Source organism: Bacillus sp. ISO11 (assembly GCF_003458115.1).
GTDB lineage: Bacteria > Bacillota > Bacilli > Bacillales > Bacillaceae_G > Bacillus_A > Bacillus_A cereus.
Window position 1 is genome coordinate 77,479 of sequence record NZ_QXCO01000001.1, and the last position, 18,586, is coordinate 96,064.

Sequence of the window (18,586 nt, forward strand, 5' to 3'; positions counted from 1 at the left end):
TATAAGGGTAATTATACCTATTTCATAAAACCAGCCACAAGCATTCGCCAAAAATTATTTGATTTTCCTTCATACCCGATTTGGAAAATAGGTATTTTTATAATTGAAAACCATTTCGGTGTTTGTTTTTCTTTATAACATTGATATTGTAAAATAAGCTTGTCCAATTCTTGACTAACTTGAATTGTCTCCCTACTATTTAGCCCACTTGTTAATCCTAGTTGAATCATTTCTTCACGTTTCATATGAATATCACGTGAAAGCTTTTCTAATGTGTACTTCCTTTTTACAGTAAACATCCATATCCCCCTTATTATACTTCCATGCTCTTAACTTCACTTCTCCATTGACTTTTTTTAACTACTTAATCATATGCAAATTTGAAGAATCAGAAAATTTAACATTTTCTCCCTGTAATTTACAAATCTTTACCCTCACTTTGAGAATTATTACAAATTATTCTATCTTTGTAAATACATTCGCAATAATAGACATTTTTTTCATCTTCTTTTTTTATAAATTCTACGTAAACCGGGGATTCTTAATTTTCCACCTACTTTTCTTCGACATTTTTTGTTTAATTTATATAAAAAAGCAAAACATAATGATGATTGATAAAGTGAAACTTTAATCAGTGTTTTTTTGTTCAGCCCCCACTGATAATTAGCATTCACCAATCGGGTAGGCAGTGAATCTCCCACCTATCCAGCCCAATGTTGAGGTGGGAGTCTTACTACCCACAAATAGCAGGATAACAATAGAAAGGAAATATTTATATGCGAAAATATACGATTGCATTATTCATCATTGTTTTGTTTTTACCGTCTTTCTTATTTCCTATTCAAGCAAATGCTCATACGAATAAAGTTGCTATTGTCATTGATGATTTCGGTAATAATATGAAGGGGACTAATCAAATGTTATCACTTCCCATTCCACTCACTGTTGCTGTTATGCCTTTTCTTCCTTCCACAAAAGAAGACGCAATAGCTGCCCATAAGAAAGGACATGAAGTTATTATACATATGCCAATGGAACCTATAAAAGGTAAAAAAGAATGGCTTGGGCCGAAAGCAATTACAACTGATTTAAGCGATGAAGAAATAAACAACCGACTTGAACAAGCGATTCAAGAAGTACCGCATGCAATTGGAATGAACAATCATATGGGGTCAAAAGTAACAGCGGATGAAAGAATTGTTCGCCTTATACTTGCTGCTTGTAAAAAACACGGTTTATTTTACTTAGATAGTAAAACGAATCCTAATAGTGTCGTCCCAAAAATCGGAAAAGAATTAGGAGTTCCTATTATTGAAAACCAACTATTTTTTGATGATGTGTATACAGCAGGACATATTTCAAAACAAGCCCAATTACTCATCAAAAAAATTCAAGAAAAACCTATTATGGTAGCTATCGGGCATGTGGGCCCCCCAGGTGAAATTACATCACGCGTTATTGAAACTTCTATCCCTAAAATTCGTGAGCATGCAGACTTTATTTTCTTATCTGATCTAGCATTATCCCCGCCTCCTGTTTCAAAATAAAGTTCATTACTCACATCCCTCACCAATTGGGCTTTTACGGGCAGTCCGCCCCCACTTAACTTCTTTGCTTGCGCTGAATTTTGAGGCGAAGATCTTACTGCCCACAAATAGCGGGACAAAAAAGTACCTATCTATATATAACAGATAGGTACTTTTCTTTTTAACTTAAATATAATCTACATGACTCACTCTGAATCCTTTTTTCTCTATTTTTCCGATTAATTGCTTTAATTTTGTTTCATCTAACTCATCTGATATATTTACAATAACGCGGCGGATATATTGATCACCGTTATCTAGCGTAAATAGGCCACCGATATTATATGCTTTTAACAATGTCCCAAGCTCTTTAATCGTTCCCTTACAATCTTGTGTTGCAATTGTTAATATATAACCACCTGTTCGCATACCAAATGAATCTTCAATAACATCAAATATATTCGAATGCGTTAACATACCGACAAATTCATTATAATCATTTAGCACGGCTAAAAACGGAAGCCGACGAATTACATAAAAGGCTCTGAAGAAGGAATCCTTTTCAAAAATAAATGCATTGGAATCGTCGAGCATATCCCCTGCACTTACATGCTCTAATCCGCTATTGCATTTTTTTTCTAATAAATCTACTTTATAAATAATCCCCGTGAATTTCTTCTCATCTTCTGCTAATACCGGGATGGCTCGAAATCCCGTTTCGTTCATCATTTGCAGTGCCTCTTCACCAGAATCATTTATTTTGCAAAATGTTACTTGCTGCTTTGGCAGAAAATGATATTTAACTCGCAAAATATGTTCCTCCTTACATGTCAACATGTAATCTATATATAATAAGGAGACCTATATTTTATGAGTGAAATTATTTTTAAAACGCTTTCATTTATTTATTAACTTGTAGCTATATCACATCCATTTTTATATAACAGAGCTTCTTGCCCCCTTAATCATTAATAACTTTACATGATAGTTCATTAAATATTCTATACCCTCTAGCCATTTTTTCGCCTCTTCTGGCGTTTTTCCCCACACAATCATGCCGTAATTATGAACAAGAACTACCCCTCCACCTTCAATGAAATTCGGAACATTCCTTTCTAATAAATCAGCGAATTTTTTTTCATCTTCTACAATTGGAATTGTCATTTCTGTTATACCTTCTTTTCCGAAAACACGCTCCACACTGCGTTTATCGAACGTTACTTCTCCTTCTTCCCCATATAACTCTGATATTAAATGACTATCTACAGTCTGCACTTGTAAAATACATCCTGCACTACTTTTTTTATAAATATCCGCATGCATAAATGACTCTGCAGCTGGTTTTTCTTCATTTTCAAATACTGACTCGCACATGCAATTTACGACAATAAAATCTTCTTCCGAAAATAGCCCTTTATCTCTTCCTTCAACATTTACTAAGAATGTTAACGGCTCTTTTGACGTACATAGCGATAAGCTAATTTTGGTACCATAAAACCAATCACGAAGTGCCAATTCAGATTTCACATCTTTTAATTCATTCCATTTCTTCAGAAAAAATAACATTTCGTCACCCCCGGCATAATATTCATATAAGGTTCAAATCCTTTCTATGTAAAAGGAATATTTTTTGATTATTCTAAAAATTAATTGAATTATCACATGAGAACGCTTTTTTGTCAATATAGTTTCGTGGTTCTTCTTTAAAATAGGCTATTCATATGTCTATACTCCTATCTATTTTCTATTTCATTTTGTACATAAAAATACGCTACTCTTTAATTAAAGAATAGCGTATTTTCCTCATTTTTTATTCCGCATTAACGGGCAGCCCGATTAGTGAGGGCTAATAATCAGTGGGGAATGAACAAAACCCCCACTGATTAAAGTTTCACTTTATTTCTTTATTGCATTATATAAAAACTGTGCATATTGTTCACGTGTTACGAAATTATCTCCTAAAAAATTCCCTTCCCCATCGCCTTTTGATATTTTATTATCCACTAAAGCTTTCACATATCCTTTCGCCCAATGGTCATTTGGTATATCTTTAAAATTCTCTGCACTATTTTCATTTTCTTTTAACTGAAATACTCTTTGTAATACTACTGACATTTCATATCGAGTTAATACTCCATCTGGACGGAACATACCATTTCCATAGCCTGTCATAATTCCAGATTGAACCACTGCATCAATAGCCGTTTCATACATATTTCCTTTCGTATCTGTAAATGCCGTTTTTGGTACTAGATTATTTTCTAATTTTAAATACCTTTGTATTAGAAGAGCTACTTGTCCACGAGTAATGTTATCCCCAAATCCAAATTCACCATTTCCATAGCCTATAAATAATTTTTCTTTCGCTAAGTAATTAATTGCTTCTTCTGACCAATGTCCCTTTGGTATATCTTTAAATTCTACCACTTCTGTTTTCTCATCTTCTTTAGACGTATTACCGTCTTTACTTTCTACTACATTTTGAATAACAGACCCTGTAAAGAAAATTCCTGTATCCGCGAATGGATCTTTCACACCAAATTCATATATTTTCTCACCTGGTGTACTCCATTTCACTACACCATTACTATACGTACCGTTATCGCTCTTCAGACGGATTTTCGTAGAAACCTCACCATCTTTTTCATATATAGGTACTTTTACTTCTTTATTTACTTCTGTTTCCTCTAAAAATACTTTTTGATTTTGGACATTAATATAAGCCGTCTTACTTAGTTCTATAACTGGTCGGACATCACGGATTTCATTTGCAACAAAACTTAGAAATACTAATTTTTTCAAATTACTAACTGGTGATAAGTCTGAAATATAATTCGCTTCTAAATCAAGCTTTTGTAAGTTTACTAAACTTGATAATGGCGTAATATCCTTTAACTCATTGTTAGGTAAGTGTAATTGTTTTAACTGTGTCATCTTACTTAGAGGAGTAACATCTTTTATTTCATTTTTCCCGATCCACAATTCTTCTAATTGCTTCATTTGCTCAATGCCGGATAAATCTTTAACTTTATTACGTGTTAATACTAAGTCTGTTAAAGGTAATGAATATAACGCTTTAATATCTTCAATTTGATTACCTGCTAAAGTTAAGTATGTTACATTTTTCAAAGCGCTTAATGGAGCAACGTTCGTAATTTTATTATTTGCTAAATTCAAGTAATCTAGTTGTTCCATTTTCGCTAATGCTGTTACATCTTCTATTTGGTTGCCTGATAGAAATAAACTTTTTACATTTTTCATTTCAGTTAGTGGTGCAACGTTTGTAATTTTATTATTACTTAAATCAAGAGATTCTAAATTATCCATCTTAACAAGTGGCGTTACATCTGAAAATTCATTACCACGCAAAGCTAAATGACTTAATTGCTTTAAGTTCGCAAAGAACGACGGATCTTTTATCTTCGCATTCGCAACTGTTAAAGATTTTAAATTTGGCATATATTTTAATGCACTATAATCAAGTATCTCATTTGTATTTAAAAACAAATCCTTTACTTGTAATAAATCTTCTTTCGTAATTGGTGTATTTAAATCTTTTCTATTAAATACTTTTTTATTAACAAGCTCTCTTAATTTCTTATCTGTTATCATATTTTGATTATCAACTGGATTATCCGTTTCCGTATTGCCTGAATTAGAGTTATCATCTGGTTTCTCTGTTTCTTTGTTACCTACAGTTGGATCTTTAATTTCAAATTGAACTTGATATTTGTGATCATATCCAATAGCTGGAATAAGTATATGCATTTGCATATTGTGCTTCTTCTCAAACTCACCAATTTCAAATTGAACTACTTTCGTTCCATTCTTCCTCTTATCTTCTGACAAAACCTTCACATCATGAAATACACCAGGCTGGTTTCTATCTTCTATTCTAAGATATTGAAAATAATCACTATCTTGCATTGTTACAGTGACAATTTTTTTGCCAGCCGCAATCGTTACTTTAGGATCTTTTATATATTGAGAAACCATAGATGGCTCATCTTTTTGGTCCTTATATATTTTAATCTCAGTATCATACGTGCGATCACTCGCTGCTGCTACCGATTGATTTGCTTCAACTTTTAATGCCGCTAATGCTGGAGTAGAGTACGTAGCAAATGGAATTGCTAATGTTGTCGCTACTACTAGCGCCTTCATGTAATTTTTTTTCAAAATAATATCCCCTATCATATATAATCTTTACAATTGATAAGTATTATCAATTATCCACAAATAAATGATAATGAATATCATTATCATTGTCAATGAGAATATTACATTAAATTTATATTTTTAAAGATAAAAAAATAAAAAAGCCCTTTATTCAAAGGGCTTTTTTACCTATCGTATGAAGAATTTCACTTTTTTCCTTCTCATTGATGACACCGATTTTTTGCAAAATATTCGCGTACAATACAAGTTTATTATATATTCGTTCTGACATGTTCTCCCTTCTTTCCTTCGACCAACTTTTTTTGTATTGGTAAATTATATGAAAGAGGTGAGAAAATGTGTCCACTTTTTGCATAACTGCAAATCTTTTATTTTACAATTTACAGATAATAAAACTCCCTCCTAAAAATTAGGCGGGAGTTTATGTGCTTTCACTGTATTTAACAAACTGTCCACTGAATATTATGCTTCTTAAGTTCTTCTTCAAAGCTATATGGCATTTTTTTATCACAAATTACGTGTTGAATACGCGAAATTGCTGCTATACGATAATTCCCTTTCACGCCTACCTTCGTATGATCACATAAAATATATGTTTTCTCAGCTAATTTCATCATCGCCTCTGACAATTTCGCTTTCTCTAATTCAAAGCTGGAAACTCCAAAACTAGGTAATAACCCATCAATCGAAACGAACGCTTTATGAAAATGAAATTGCTGTATGACTTGCTGAGAAATAGACCCTGATACACGCGAATGCTTTGGAGATACTTTTCCACCTATAAACAAAACTTCACCGTGAAACATCTTTTTATTAATAGAAGAAATTAATTGTGTTGCGACTGGAAATGAACTTGTTACAATCGTTAAGTTTTTACGATGAACAAGGTATGGAACCATTTGAAGCGGTGTACTTCCATCATCAATTGCAATGACATCACCGTCTTCTACAAATGTCGCTGCTTTATAACCAATTCTTTTCTTCTCTTCTATATGTAGCATTTCTCTTTCTAACATTGGTGCCTCTACTCCAGCGCCTGGAAGTTGAACAGCTCCACCATACACTTTTTTCAGCTTCTTTTCACGATCTAATTCTTCTAAATATCGACGAATCGTTTCTGTTGATACAGCAAATTCTCTCGCTAATTCTGAAACCTTTACTTTCCCTTTAAATTCTACCTTTTCAAGAATGGTTCGCTTTCTTTCTTCTCCTACTACAGACATAGCTTCACCTCATTTATATCTCCCTTATAAACGTCCTTACTTATACAAAGCTATAATTTTCTTTATAAGTAGAAACTTCTTCATGAATATGAATACCGCGCTTTGCTAGCTCATCAAAAATCAATTGTGGATTTTCAAAGGCTTCTTCAGGCGTAACAACACCCACCCTATTTACATTTCCATTTGCAATTAACTCTGCAGCAATCCCAAATGGAATACCGACGTTTCTCGTATACGCTCTTAATTTTTCCCATCCTACAACAGAACCATCAGATAACGGATGTGTATGATATAACACATGTCTTTGCTTCTCATTATTTTTCATACCTATTACTTCTACATGAAGTGCATAACCATAAAGCTCTGTTTCTTGCCCTTCTTTCGATTGCAATAAATACTGTGAAATACAATCCATAATGCCTATTTCTTTCCCGTTTATTTCAATCTGATCATTACGCAATATGCCGTAATCATATAAAGCACGTACAAGTTGCATATTTTGCTGTGGCCAAGTTCCTCTCGTCTCTATCAGTTTGACACCTTTATTTTCTAATGCCTTTGCTAGCGTAATCGTTTCAGAATGCGGAATGATATACTGCGTTGCCTTACCATAAGGCTCTGGCAATTCTATTTCTCTCGGACGCGCAAACGGAGGTACTTGCTTAAATTCACCATCTTCATACACTGTACGCGATGGTAAATATGGATCATATTCATATGTCGTTGTCTCTGTAATTGATGCAGAAAAAGCAATCGGACGATACGAACCGTGACTTACACGGACAGACTCTACAGTATCCAATTGATTTGCTGCATGCATTGCCATCATTTGCGTTACACCCGGCGTCATGCCAAATCCAGGTAAACATATCTTTTCATTTTCAACAAATATAGCATGCGATTCATTTTCTTCACCAAATCCATTTAAGTTCACACCGTGACATCCTGCTTCTGCAATACAGCGGGTCGACAATCTGTTTAACTTTATCGTCGTACCGTCCATTACAATGTCATAACCAATCATTTTTGCAACCGTATCCTCGTGATCCGTTACATCTACTTTTACAAAATCAACACGAGGGTCGTTGAGCCATTCTACTACTTTACGGCCCTCCACCTCGTTAAAATCAGCTACTGTAATTGTCTCAAAAGATGAAAATTGAACTAAATCCAAAATAGCTTCGCGACAAATTTTACCTGCTCCACCTAAGCAAAACACTTTCACCCAATAACAGCTCCTTTAGCAATACTATCAACTAAGCGATTAATATCTTGTTCATGTACATCACCGATATTTCCAATGCGGAACGTATCTACTTTCGAAATTTTCCCAGGGTAAATAACAAATCCATAACGCTTTAATTCGTTATATAACTGTTGAAACTCGAATCCCTCTTTTGGATAAATGAAAGATGTAATAATAGGAGATTGGTATTCCTCATCTACTAGTGGCTTAAATCCGATTTCTCCCATTCTATTTACTAGTAGTTTTTGATTGTTGTAATATCGATTGTAACGCGCTCTTACTCCTCCCTCTTTTTCTAGTTCAAGTAGTGCTTGATAAAAAGCATGTACAACATGTGTAGGTGAAGTAAAACGCCATTTCCCATTTTGTTTTTCCATCGTTTCCCATTGATCATATAAATCAAGAGATAAAGAGCGTCCTTGCCCTTTACACTTCAATAATTCATCACGTTTTGCGATTACAAATCCGAATCCAGGAACCCCTTGAATACACTTATTCGCACTACTAATTAAAAAATCAATTTGTAAATCAGCAATGTCTATTTCAATCCCGCCGAAACTACTCATCGCATCAACAATTGTAACCTTTCCATACTGTTTTCCTAATTTACATACATCTACAATTGGATTTATAATGCCTGTCGTCGTTTCGCAATGAACAACTGCAATATGCGTAATCTCTTTATCTTCTTGCAATAACTTCTCTACTTCTACAATATTAGTAGGTTCCCACTCTTCTGTTTGACTGACCACCACATCAATCTGTAACATCTCTGCCATTTGCACAATGCGCTTACCGTACGCACCATTTGTACAAACGAGAATCTTCCCATTTGCCGGAATAACAGAACCAATTACTGCTTCAACTGAAAACGTACCGCTTCCTTGCATTAACACTGTTGTATATTTCTCTTCTTCCTTCGTCGCTAACGATACAAGTTTAGCTCTTACTTCTTGCACCATCGTATTATATTCATCATCCCACGTACACCAATCGTATAGCATAACTTCTTTTACTGATTTTGTTGTCGTTAATGGTCCTGGTGTTAATAATAAGTAGTGATTTTCAGTCATGATCCTATTCCCCTTTTATGAAATAATAAGTTCTTGTTTCTCGATATGTTCCATTACGCTTTCGAGTTCCTGCATCGTTTCTATCGTAAAGTGCGCCCCATTTTCAACGAAACGATTGCGAACTACTTCTATTTTTTCACGAAGTTCTACCGAATCCATATTCTCCACTTCCTCTTCCGTTAAACCGAGCTCGCTACTGCCAAGAATTACACCAACTGTCCACATTCCAGCATTTCTACCTTCTTTCATATCTGATACTGTGTCCCCAACTTTTATCATATGGTTCATCGGATACACACCAAGTTCCATTGCATTTTTATAGCACATCCATGGATATGGACGGCCTGCTGGAACATCATCTGGCGTAACAAGAAAATCAGGTTTATATCCTTGTAACGCTGCTTCCTTTGCTACAATATCCATCATTTCTCTCGTATAACCAGTCGTTGAACCAATTTTAATTCCTCTTTCACGTAAAGAAGCAATCACTTCTTTTACTCCATTAATCGGCGAAGCATAGCGTGGTAAAATAGCGAAGAGAATCTCTTCAAATTCTTCATACATCTCCTGAATGTCTGCTTCTGTTGGTAATTGTTGGAAAACACGATTCCACTCACTCGCAATACGAGGCATCTCAGTAAGTGCCCTTACATGATCTATTTTTAATAACCCCATTGGCTTACGAGCTTCTTCTGCTGTAATTGCTACACCCCGTTTATGAAAAATCTCCATGAATACTTCTAGTGGTGCAAAACATCCGTAATCAACTGTTGTCCCTGCCCAATCAAAAATAACTGCTTCAATTTTCATTCTGTCCATCACCTTTCTTACTTATCTTTTTTGCCATTGTGAAGTTCGGTTACGAAGTGCTTTCGTTCCCCATTCATATACAACTCTTACTACAATATTTGTAACAACAATAAGCACACTCATTGCAGCTGCTGGCGCCACATTTCCTGCATCATCCATATTTACGATTGATACGGCAGCTAGTTTAAAATCAGCTGCATATAGGAATACAACTGCCGATACAGTTACCATTGAATTTACGAAGTAGTACATTACCATTTCTAAAATTGCTGGTAAACACATTGGTACCGTTACTCTAAAGAATGTTTTATAAAACGGAATACCCATCGACTGCGAAACAAGCTCAAACTCTCGATCTAATTTCTTTAAAGCAGTCGTTGCCGTGACAAATGTTACAGAATAAAAATGAATGATATTTACTAGTACTAACACAGCGATTGTTCCGTATAAAGAATGAAACGGGTTCGTTACTGATAGTCCCAAAATTTGAATCGTTGGTTGACTAAAGAAAAAGACATATCCTAATCCGAGTACTAAACCTGGTATGGCTAAAGGAACGATAGAGAAAAAGTAACCTGTTTTTCGGAAGAATTGTAGCTGGTCTATTTTCTCAATTGCATATGCAAATACAAATGTTAAAATCGCCCCAATAACTGCTGTAACTGCTGAAACAATTACGCTATTTTTAAATGCTTCAAGTCCATCTCCTGTTAAACTCGAAAAATTAAAATGCTCAAATGTAAAACTCATATTATATGGCCATACTTTCACACTTGCAGCAATACCAACTGCCACAAATAACAGAATGATCATAAATGTAATCACACTACAGTATATGAATGAGATGACATCTCTTTTCTTATTAGCTATTATTCTGTATGGTACTGCTTTTGAAGATAAGAAATTCGCCTGCTTTCTTTGCGTAATACGATCAACTGCAAATGCGAATATAGCTGGGATTAATAAAATCATTCCAACTGTTGCACCCATCGACATATTTTGCTGTCCAATTACTTGTTTGTATACGTCAGTAGCAAGCACATTATATTGTCCACCAACAATTTTTGGTGCCCCAAAATCAGTGAAACTAAGTGTAAACACAACAAACATTGCACTAATTAATCCGTACTTTACACTAGGTAAAGTAACCGTGAAAAATTGTTTTGTTTTACTCGCCCCTAGCATATTAGAAGCTTCATATAAACGATAATCGGATCCTTGAAAGGCAATTAGTAATATGAGAAAGGCTTGCGGAAATGTATACATAACTTCAGCTATTACAATTCCTACTGGTCCATATAAAGGGATTTGTATACCTTCAAATAACCCAAACATTCCTTTCGTTACTAGCCCTTGATTACCAAATAAATATGTAAGTGCTATACCGTGCATCATCGTTGGTGCAAACAATGGTAATAACGCTACATACTGAAATACACGCTTTCCAAAAACATTCGTACGGGCAATTGCATATGCGTAAACGAATGCAATTGAAACTGAAATAATTGTTGTTGCGCCCGAAATCCATACCGTATTTTGTAAAGACTGAACTAAAGTTGGTGTTGTAAAATATTTACTGAAATTCGCTAAACCAATGAAAACTCCATCTTTATTATAAAAAGCTTGTGTAAATAGTTGTAATAGTGGTAATACAAGTATGACAAGGAAGGAAAGAATCATACCGATAATTACAAGCCTTTGGATCCATTCCTCTTTCCCTATACTTCTCTTAATCTTTTTTTTCGCACTTTCTACCTTGTAGTTTTCTAACATCTCCATCTATACAATGACCTTCTTTCCATATGACAACATATGATTTTCTGAGAAAGAGATTTGAATCGACTTTCCTTTTCTAATATCAGCTACTTCTACTTCTGATGCTAATATATCCACTACAATTTTCTCATTATAAAGGTGTGTGTTTTCTTCTACGACTCGCACTTCCGTTCGATATACAGATCCACGAAATTCCATACTTTCCACAACTGTTTTAATACCGTCCTTTTGTACAATTGTTACATGTTCAGGACGAATTGCATGCTCTTCGTTATTTTTCGAAAAGAAATTAATAGAACCAATAAAATCTGCCACAAACGGATTGGCCGGTCTTTGATAAATCTCCTCTGGTGTTCCAATCTGCATAATTTCCGCATGATTCATTACAACAATTTTATCAGCCATCGTTAATGCCTCTTCTTGATCATGCGTGACCATAATAGTTGTTACTCCTACTTTCTCTTGCAAATCACGCATTTCTCTACGTAACTTTTCACGTACTTTTGCATCTAAAGCAGATAACGGCTCATCGAGTAACAAAATATCTGGAGACAGAGCGAGCGCACGTGCAAGTGCCACTCGCTGCTGTTGTCCACCAGACATTTGAGCAGGATATTTATCTTTTACATTCAGCAAATCTACAAGTTTTAACGCCTCTAGCGCTTTCTCTTTTACTTCTACTTTTCCATATTTTTTTGTCTTTAAGCCGTATTCAATATTTTCAAGTGCTGTTAAATTCGGAAATAATGCATACGATTGAAACACCATTCCGAAGTTTCTCTTTCCAGGAGGTAATGCTGTAATATCTTTTCCATTCACAGCTATACTACCTGTTGTTGCCTCTTCTAGCCCTGCTAAAATTCGAAGCAATGTCGTTTTCCCACAACCACTTGGGCCTAATAAACATACAAACTCATTTTTGTTCACAGTAAAAGAAATATCTTTTAACGCTGTAAATGCATCAAACTGTTTTTGAATGTGTTGAATTGATAAATATTCGCTCATTTTTTCTCTCTCCCACTCACTTACTTTTTCGGTTCTGCTTTTTGGCCAAACTCTTTTTCCCATTTTTCTAAAATTTTGTCACGATTTTCTGCTGCCCACTTAAAGTCATTCTTTTTGTATAACTTTTCTGTTACATCTTTAGGAAATCCATCTGGAAGTTTATAATCATTTTTAATTGTCGCAAATCCATTTTTCTCGAAGTATAACTTCATTACATCATCAGTAATCGCCCAATCTAAAAATGCTTGCGCTAATTTTTCATTTTTTGCATTATCTTTTTTAATAAGTGCGTTCGCTTCTACTTCCCAACCTAATCCTTCTTTCGGCAATACAACTTCAACTGGTGCACCTTTTTGTTTCTCTTTCAAAGCACTATAAACCATTGATACGCCAACTGGATATTCACCCGCTCCTGCTAATTTCGCTGGTTTTGATCCTGAATGCGTATAACTTGCCATATTATCATGAAGTTTCTTCATGTAATCCCAGCCTTTATCTTCACCCATGATTTGTAGCCATGCAGAAACTGTTAAAAATCCTGTTCCAGATGATGCTGGATGTGGCATAACAAGTGTTCCTTTATACTCTGGTTTCGTTAAATCTTCATATGATTCTGGCATCGGTAAATTTTTCTTCTTTAACTCTTCTTTATTTACAGCAATCCCCGTCATAAATGCAGTATTTCCTACCCATTTTTCAGGTTGCTTATCATCTTTAAATTGTGGAAGAACACGATCTGCTCCTTTTGGAGAGTATCCTTTTAACATATCTTTTTTATCTAAAGCTAATAGACTTGATGCCGCAGTTCCCCATACAACATCTGCTTGTGTATTTTTCCCTTCAGCTAGCAATTTCGCAGTAATAACTCCTGTTGAATCACGTACAATGTTCAATTTCACATCAGGATATTTCTTTTTAAAGGAATCAAGATAAATTGGTACAAGCTCTTCTTCAATTGCTGTGTAAACAGTTAATGATCCAGATAATTTGTCATCTTTCACTTTCGCTCCAGCACTTTCTTCCTTCTTTGCACCACACCCCATTAATAACGAAAATACCATTCCAGTCGCTACAGCTTTAAAGATTGTTTTTTTCACTGTTTCTCTCTCCTTTTACAAATCTTATGTACAACTCAAATATAAACAACTAGTGTAAAAGCAGTATTAAACCAACATTAATCTTTTGTTTGTTGTTTGTTTTTGTGTAATACGTTGCTACTTCTATGTTTTTTCGCATTTTTCTGCTAATAGAAAACACTAAATTTACAAATAATTAAAAAAACCTTTATAATCCCACAAAAAAATGAGGCGTTTGTAAAAAACGCCTCATTTTTGTTTCCCTTTTTTTGAATTACGATTCGCATACTTTGCGCTATTTTCTCCTTCATACTCTAATGCAAATTCTGCATCTGGTAAGCTTTCTTTCGGAGTTTTATTATTATTGATTGCCGCATTTTGTTTCACTTTTCTTTTTACCAATACATTCACCTGCTCTCAAGAAATCACTTTCTACTCTAGTTTGAAACAACTTAAAATAATTATTACTGGCAAGTGTTAACAAGTACATAAGAGGCGTTAGATGGAAATACTACATATGAAGAAATCATTATAAAAAGGAGCGATAATTTTGAAGAAAAAAGAAAAGATTCAATCACCCATTTTAGACGAAACGCTCCCGCATCAAATGAATTTTCCATCTTTTAAAGGAACAGGAAAAACGATGCAACAACCTTTTGTGAATCAATATAATGTTGTAATTGGAGACAGTAAATATAATTCCGAGAACAGTCCGCTTAACAATTGGAGTGATGAAGTAGATTCTGCCATTATGGCTGGCGATGAGTGGATCCATCCTACAAATGATATTGGGTGGATTTCAGAAGAAAATCAAGAGTTGCTAAAAAACGAAGCGGATAATAAAGATGAAGCTTTCATGCATCCACAATTTGGAATTAACGACTAAAAAACCATTCTACCTAACGTAGGTAGAATGGTTTCATACTATCCAATAATAATCCGCTCTTTCGGGTATTTATAGCGAGGTGGTTGTTCCCTTCCACCACTAGCTAAAATAAATGTTAAAATACCAACGCGTCCGATAAACATAAGCACAATAAGTACAAGTTTCCCAACAGTTGTTAAATCAGGCGTGACACCTGTTGATAGTCCCGTCGTTCCGAAAGCAGAACAAACTTCAACAATTAAGCTCATAAGCGGTACATTTTCCGTAATAGATAAAATGAATAGCGCAGTAGCACATAACAAAATCCCCATCGTCATAACGACAGATGCTTTCAGTACATCCTCTTCATGTAGCTGACGTTTAAAGACTCTAACTGTTCTACCGCCCCTTGCAAAGGTGTATAGTGACAATATACTAACAGCAAATGTAGTTGTACGTATTCCGCCCCCAACCGAACTTGGAGATGCCCCTATAAACATTAATATACTCATAAATAAAAGCGTCGGTTGTGATAATTCACGTATATCCATTGTTGCAAGTCCACCACTTCGCGTCGTCACAGATTGAAATAATGTATAAAATACAGTTTCATGCCATGATTTTCCTACTAAAAAATGATTTCTCTCCAGTAAAAAAATCATAATTGTACCCACAACAACGAGTGTGAAAAATGTTGTTGTCGTCAATTTTGTAAATAATGAAAAACGGAATAATTGTTGTCGCCTTTTACTAAGAAATTGCTTTACTTCCATTAGCACAGGGAAACCAATCGCTCCTAAAATAATTAGTAACATATGAATCATTTGAACAATATAATCTTTTTTATACGGAATTAATGATTGTCCTGTTAAATCAAATCCGCCGTTCGTAGTCGCACTAACAGCTGCAAAGAAACCGTGAAAATAAGCTTCTTGCCAAGTCGGAAAGTAAAGTAAAAATCTTGTACCTAATAAGATTGCTCCAATAAGTTCTATCGAAATAATTACAATTAAAATAGAACGCATCAATTCTACGAGACCCGATAAATTTCCTTGATTATGATCTGCCATAATTAATCTTCTTCTTTGCAAACCAATCTTTTTCCCCGTAATGATCCAAACAAATGTACCAAGCGCCATAATTCCTAAGCCGCCTAATTGTAAAATAAGAGCTAAAACAATAATTCCTGCAGTAGTAAACGTATCTGGAATCGTAATAACAGACAGCCCCGTAACACTTACCGCACTAACCGATGTAAAAAGAGCATCTATAAATGTCCATTTCACACCGGGCTTCGTAACAAACGGGAAACTAAGCAATATCACCGATACAACTACCGCTAATAAATAAAACAAAACGATGAGTTGTACAGGACGTAATTTTTGTAAAAACTTTTTTATATCTCTCATTCCATCACTTCGCTACCTTTTTTCTATCGATTAAATAAAGAAAAATCTTTACTTTCTTTATTTGTAAATAACTGCTCAAATAATTTGGCAAAGACCATTCCATATACAGTTCCATTACCTCCATACGGCAATGCGTAAAATAAATTATGTATCTTTTCATCTTCTTTTAAAATGGGAAGACCATCATGAGTACCACCAAATACAGCTGCCCAATAGTAGTCTGCCTGTATATTTTTATACTGCGGGAACATCTCTTTTACAATATTAATAAGGATATCACGCTTATGCAATAATTTCGTATCACCGATTGTTTGAATTTGCATCGCTTCATCTAATCCGCCTACAATAATGCGGTTTTGATACGTTCGAAAATATAAGTAGGGTCGTGCCGTTTCCCAAATTAACGATCGCTCATGCCAGCCTTCAAACTGATCTATTTCATTTGTTACAATTGCATAAGAGGTGTCTACTGTTGTATTTTTTTCTTTCTTTCCAAAAAGCGCTTCATAACCTGTCGCCATAATAATATTCTTTGCTACAATTTGATTCCCTGTTTTCGTGTAACAAATTAAATCATTTTTGCGTTTTTTTATATGTATTGCCTCTGTATGTTCATATATATTAGCTCCCATTTGGTTTGCTTTATGCAAAAGACTATGTGCTAATAAATACGGATTTACCTCAGCATCACCGTGTGTATATAATGCCGCTTGTTTTATAAAAGGATAACGCTCCTTAATATCAGATGCTGTAAAATACTCAACAGGAAATCCATAATTCTGTAACGTATTGTACTCCTCTTGTAAAAATGAGACATCCTCACTTTTACTTGCATAATATAAACTATTTCGCAGAATAAAATGGGGATTAATATCAAGAGTCGGTATTACCGCTTCCATTGTTCTTAGCGCTTCATAACAAAGCTTATATGCTCGCACCCCTTTTTCTTTACCAAATGTATGGATAAGAGAGGTTAACGATTTATCATGAAGAAATTGTAGTAAACCTGTATTAGCAGCTGTGCTACCACATGCAATGGCTCTTTTTTCAATAAGTGTAACACTCATGCCAATTTTCGCTAACGAATGCGCTATATGAGCACCAGCTTCGCCGCTTCCGACTACGAGCACATCACATATCATATCATTTTCTAACAGTGGATAACAAGGTACAGAAACTCCTGTATTCCAAAACAACTTACCCATCATAAGTTTCATAATTATACTCCTAAAATATAAATTTCTCCTTTCTATGTTTTGTTATTTTTCATAAAAAAATCCAACTAACATAGGCTAGTTGGATTTTTTATCTTTAATTAGAACGCTCTTCAAGCCAATTTCCAATCGTCGGATATGTTTGTTTTACAGCTGTTCCACCGTAAACGATAGACATATGTCCTGTCGGTAAACATACATATTGTTTATCATTGCTAGAAATATGATCTAGCAATGCTTCTACTTGACATGGCAAAGCGATATGATCACGTTTCCCAGAAATATTTAAGACATTCGCCTTAATATTTGCAAGGTCTACCTTTTGTCCGCGAATAACGAGTTCACCCTTAACCAATTTATTATTTTGATAAAAATCACGAATCCACTGTCTGTATGATTCACCTGGGAACGGAATACCATCCCCAACCCACTTTTGAACCAATCTCCAGCTTTCGACGAAGCGTTCATTCTCTGAACGATCTACTAAAGCAACATATGGACCAACAAAGTTCGTAATTGGCTTTAACATTTTGTTTCCGAAATCAATCATTTCTGGCGGAATATTTCCAAATGTATCAACCGCTTTATCTAAATTGAAGTATTTCTCATCTAATAAAGGACCATACAATCCTGTTTCAGAGAAATCAAAAGGACTTGTCATAAAGATTAGGTTACGAATTGGCATGTGCGGATGAAGCGCTGCATAAATAGAAGTTAGCGTTCCACCCATGCAATAACCAAGTAAAGAAATCTCGTCCGATTTCGCAGTTCGCATTACTTTTTTTACGGCTTTTGCAATATAATCAAACACGAAATCATCAAATTTCAAATGACTATCTTCTAAACCAAATGTGCCCCAATCAAGCATATACACATCAAAACCACGATCCACTAGATATTCCACTAAACTATTTCCAGGAGTTAAATCCATAATATATGGTTTATTAATAAGAGCATATATTAACAGAATTGGAACTCTTTGTGTTTTTTCTTGTTTTGGAATGTAGCGATAAAGCTTCGTCTTATTCTTCGTCCAAATAACCTCTTTCGGCGTTAATCCTACTTGCGGCTCTGGTTCACGTAATAAAATTTCACTCGCCCTTTTCACTCGGCGGTATGCTTTTCGGTACTCTTCTGGGTATAGCTCTAATTGCTTTTCCCATTCTGTTGCGAATGTAGTCATT

General features: G+C 34.8%; 17 protein-coding genes. 2 read left to right on the top strand and 15 right to left on the bottom strand.

Annotation, left to right across the window (positions count from 1 at the left end; translation table 11 throughout):
- Positions 1-17: 17 nt before the first annotated feature.
- Complete coding sequence (locus D1166_RS00455) at positions 18-299, bottom strand: aspartyl-phosphate phosphatase Spo0E family protein (protein ID WP_000495536.1); 282 nt, start codon at positions 297-299, stop codon at positions 18-20.
- Between the two features lie 477 nt (positions 300-776).
- On the opposite strand from D1166_RS00455, the gene D1166_RS00460 reads away from it, so the two are divergent.
- Complete coding sequence (locus D1166_RS00460) at positions 777-1,547, top strand: divergent polysaccharide deacetylase family protein (protein WP_001234107.1); 771 nt, start codon at positions 777-779, stop codon at positions 1,545-1,547.
- Positions 1,548-1,712: 165 nt separating this feature from the next.
- Here the strand turns inward: D1166_RS00460 and cbpA are convergent, their stop codons facing one another.
- The 11 genes from cbpA to D1166_RS31105 form a co-directional block, all read right to left on the bottom strand.
- Complete coding sequence (gene cbpA, locus D1166_RS00465) at positions 1,713-2,336, bottom strand: cyclic di-AMP binding protein CbpA (RefSeq protein WP_001264207.1); 624 nt, start codon at positions 2,334-2,336, stop codon at positions 1,713-1,715.
- A gap of 126 nt (positions 2,337-2,462) precedes the next feature.
- On the bottom strand, positions 2,463-3,092 hold the full coding sequence (locus tag D1166_RS00470; protein WP_000896005.1) for a class II aldolase/adducin family protein: 630 nt from the start codon (positions 3,090-3,092) through the stop codon (positions 2,463-2,465).
- Between the two features lie 330 nt (positions 3,093-3,422).
- Entirely contained in the window at positions 3,423-5,723 is a 2,301-nt protein-coding gene (locus tag D1166_RS00475; protein WP_097861907.1) for an NEAT domain-containing leucine-rich repeat protein, read from the bottom strand.
- 422 nt (positions 5,724-6,145) lie between these two features.
- The gene (locus D1166_RS00480) at positions 6,146-6,928 is read right to left on the bottom strand and encodes a DeoR/GlpR family DNA-binding transcription regulator (protein ID WP_000117667.1); all 783 of its coding nucleotides are present in this window, start codon (positions 6,926-6,928) and stop codon (positions 6,146-6,148) included.
- 40 nt (positions 6,929-6,968) lie between these two features.
- Complete coding sequence (locus tag D1166_RS00485) at positions 6,969-8,153, bottom strand: saccharopine dehydrogenase family protein (RefSeq protein ID WP_000862174.1); 1,185 nt, start codon at positions 8,151-8,153, stop codon at positions 6,969-6,971.
- Entirely contained in the window at positions 8,150-9,247 is a 1,098-nt protein-coding gene (gene phnW, locus D1166_RS00490; protein WP_000138230.1) for a 2-aminoethylphosphonate--pyruvate transaminase, read from the bottom strand. Before phnW ends, D1166_RS00485 begins: the two co-directional genes overlap by 4 nt.
- A gap of 15 nt (positions 9,248-9,262) precedes the next feature.
- Positions 9,263-10,057 carry a phosphonoacetaldehyde hydrolase gene (gene phnX / locus D1166_RS00495; RefSeq protein WP_000687363.1) on the bottom strand — a complete coding sequence of 265 codons (795 nt, stop codon included), beginning with the start codon at positions 10,055-10,057 and terminating at the stop codon, positions 9,263-9,265.
- Between the two features lie 21 nt (positions 10,058-10,078).
- Entirely contained in the window at positions 10,079-11,836 is a 1,758-nt protein-coding gene (locus tag D1166_RS00500; RefSeq protein ID WP_000425518.1) for a putative 2-aminoethylphosphonate ABC transporter permease subunit, read from the bottom strand.
- Positions 11,837-12,838, bottom strand: a complete 1,002-nt coding sequence (locus tag D1166_RS00505) for a putative 2-aminoethylphosphonate ABC transporter ATP-binding protein (protein ID WP_097861908.1) — start codon at positions 12,836-12,838, stop codon at positions 11,837-11,839.
- Between the two features lie 20 nt (positions 12,839-12,858).
- Positions 12,859-13,935 (bottom strand): putative 2-aminoethylphosphonate ABC transporter substrate-binding protein, encoded by a 1,077-nt coding sequence (locus D1166_RS00510; protein ID WP_000750895.1) that lies wholly within the window; start codon positions 13,933-13,935, stop codon positions 12,859-12,861.
- A gap of 228 nt (positions 13,936-14,163) precedes the next feature.
- Complete coding sequence (locus tag D1166_RS31105; protein ID WP_000240799.1) at positions 14,164-14,316, bottom strand: hypothetical protein; 153 nt, start codon at positions 14,314-14,316, stop codon at positions 14,164-14,166.
- A gap of 148 nt (positions 14,317-14,464) precedes the next feature.
- Here D1166_RS31105 and D1166_RS00520 point away from each other — a divergent pair, with 148 nt between their 5' ends.
- Positions 14,465-14,800 (top strand): DUF3905 domain-containing protein, encoded by a 336-nt coding sequence (locus D1166_RS00520; RefSeq protein WP_118043225.1) that lies wholly within the window; start codon positions 14,465-14,467, stop codon positions 14,798-14,800.
- A 38-nt stretch (positions 14,801-14,838) separates the two neighbouring features.
- Here the strand turns inward: D1166_RS00520 and D1166_RS00525 are convergent, their stop codons facing one another.
- From D1166_RS00525 to phaC, 3 genes are all read right to left on the bottom strand, one after another.
- A complete protein-coding gene (locus D1166_RS00525; protein WP_001204691.1) occupies positions 14,839-16,188 on the bottom strand; it encodes a TrkH family potassium uptake protein in 1,350 nt (449 codons plus the stop codon).
- 23 nt (positions 16,189-16,211) lie between these two features.
- On the bottom strand, positions 16,212-17,405 hold the full coding sequence (locus D1166_RS00530; RefSeq protein ID WP_016117447.1) for an NAD(P)/FAD-dependent oxidoreductase: 1,194 nt from the start codon (positions 17,403-17,405) through the stop codon (positions 16,212-16,214).
- 94 nt (positions 17,406-17,499) lie between these two features.
- Positions 17,500-18,585, bottom strand: a complete 1,086-nt coding sequence (gene phaC / locus D1166_RS00535; RefSeq protein WP_000206333.1) for a class III poly(R)-hydroxyalkanoic acid synthase subunit PhaC — start codon at positions 18,583-18,585, stop codon at positions 17,500-17,502.
- Position 18,586 lies beyond the last annotated feature (1 nt).

Coding starts and splice junctions, on each gene's coding strand:
- D1166_RS00455 (WP_000495536.1), bottom strand. CDS start 299: ATGTTTACTGTAAAAAGGAAGTACACATTAGAAAAGCTTTCACGTGAT.
- D1166_RS00460 (WP_001234107.1), top strand. CDS start 777: ATGCGAAAATATACGATTGCATTATTCATCATTGTTTTGTTTTTACCG.
- D1166_RS00470 (WP_000896005.1), bottom strand. CDS start 3,092: ATGTTATTTTTTCTGAAGAAATGGAATGAATTAAAAGATGTGAAATCT.
- D1166_RS00475 (WP_097861907.1), bottom strand. CDS start 5,723: ATGATAGGGGATATTATTTTGAAAAAAAATTACATGAAGGCGCTAGTA.
- D1166_RS00480 (WP_000117667.1), bottom strand. CDS start 6,928: ATGTCTGTAGTAGGAGAAGAAAGAAAGCGAACCATTCTTGAAAAGGTA.
- phnW (WP_000138230.1), bottom strand. CDS start 9,247: ATGACTGAAAATCACTACTTATTATTAACACCAGGACCATTAACGACA.
- phnX (WP_000687363.1), bottom strand. CDS start 10,057: ATGAAAATTGAAGCAGTTATTTTTGATTGGGCAGGGACAACAGTTGAT.
- D1166_RS00500 (WP_000425518.1), bottom strand. CDS start 11,836: ATGGAGATGTTAGAAAACTACAAGGTAGAAAGTGCGAAAAAAAAGATT.
- D1166_RS00505 (WP_097861908.1), bottom strand. CDS start 12,838: ATGAGCGAATATTTATCAATTCAACACATTCAAAAACAGTTTGATGCA.
- D1166_RS00525 (WP_001204691.1), bottom strand. CDS start 16,188: ATGAGAGATATAAAAAAGTTTTTACAAAAATTACGTCCTGTACAACTC.
- D1166_RS00530 (WP_016117447.1), bottom strand. CDS start 17,405: ATGAAACTTATGATGGGTAAGTTGTTTTGGAATACAGGAGTTTCTGTA.
- phaC (WP_000206333.1), bottom strand. CDS start 18,585: ATGACTACATTCGCAACAGAATGGGAAAAGCAATTAGAGCTATACCCA.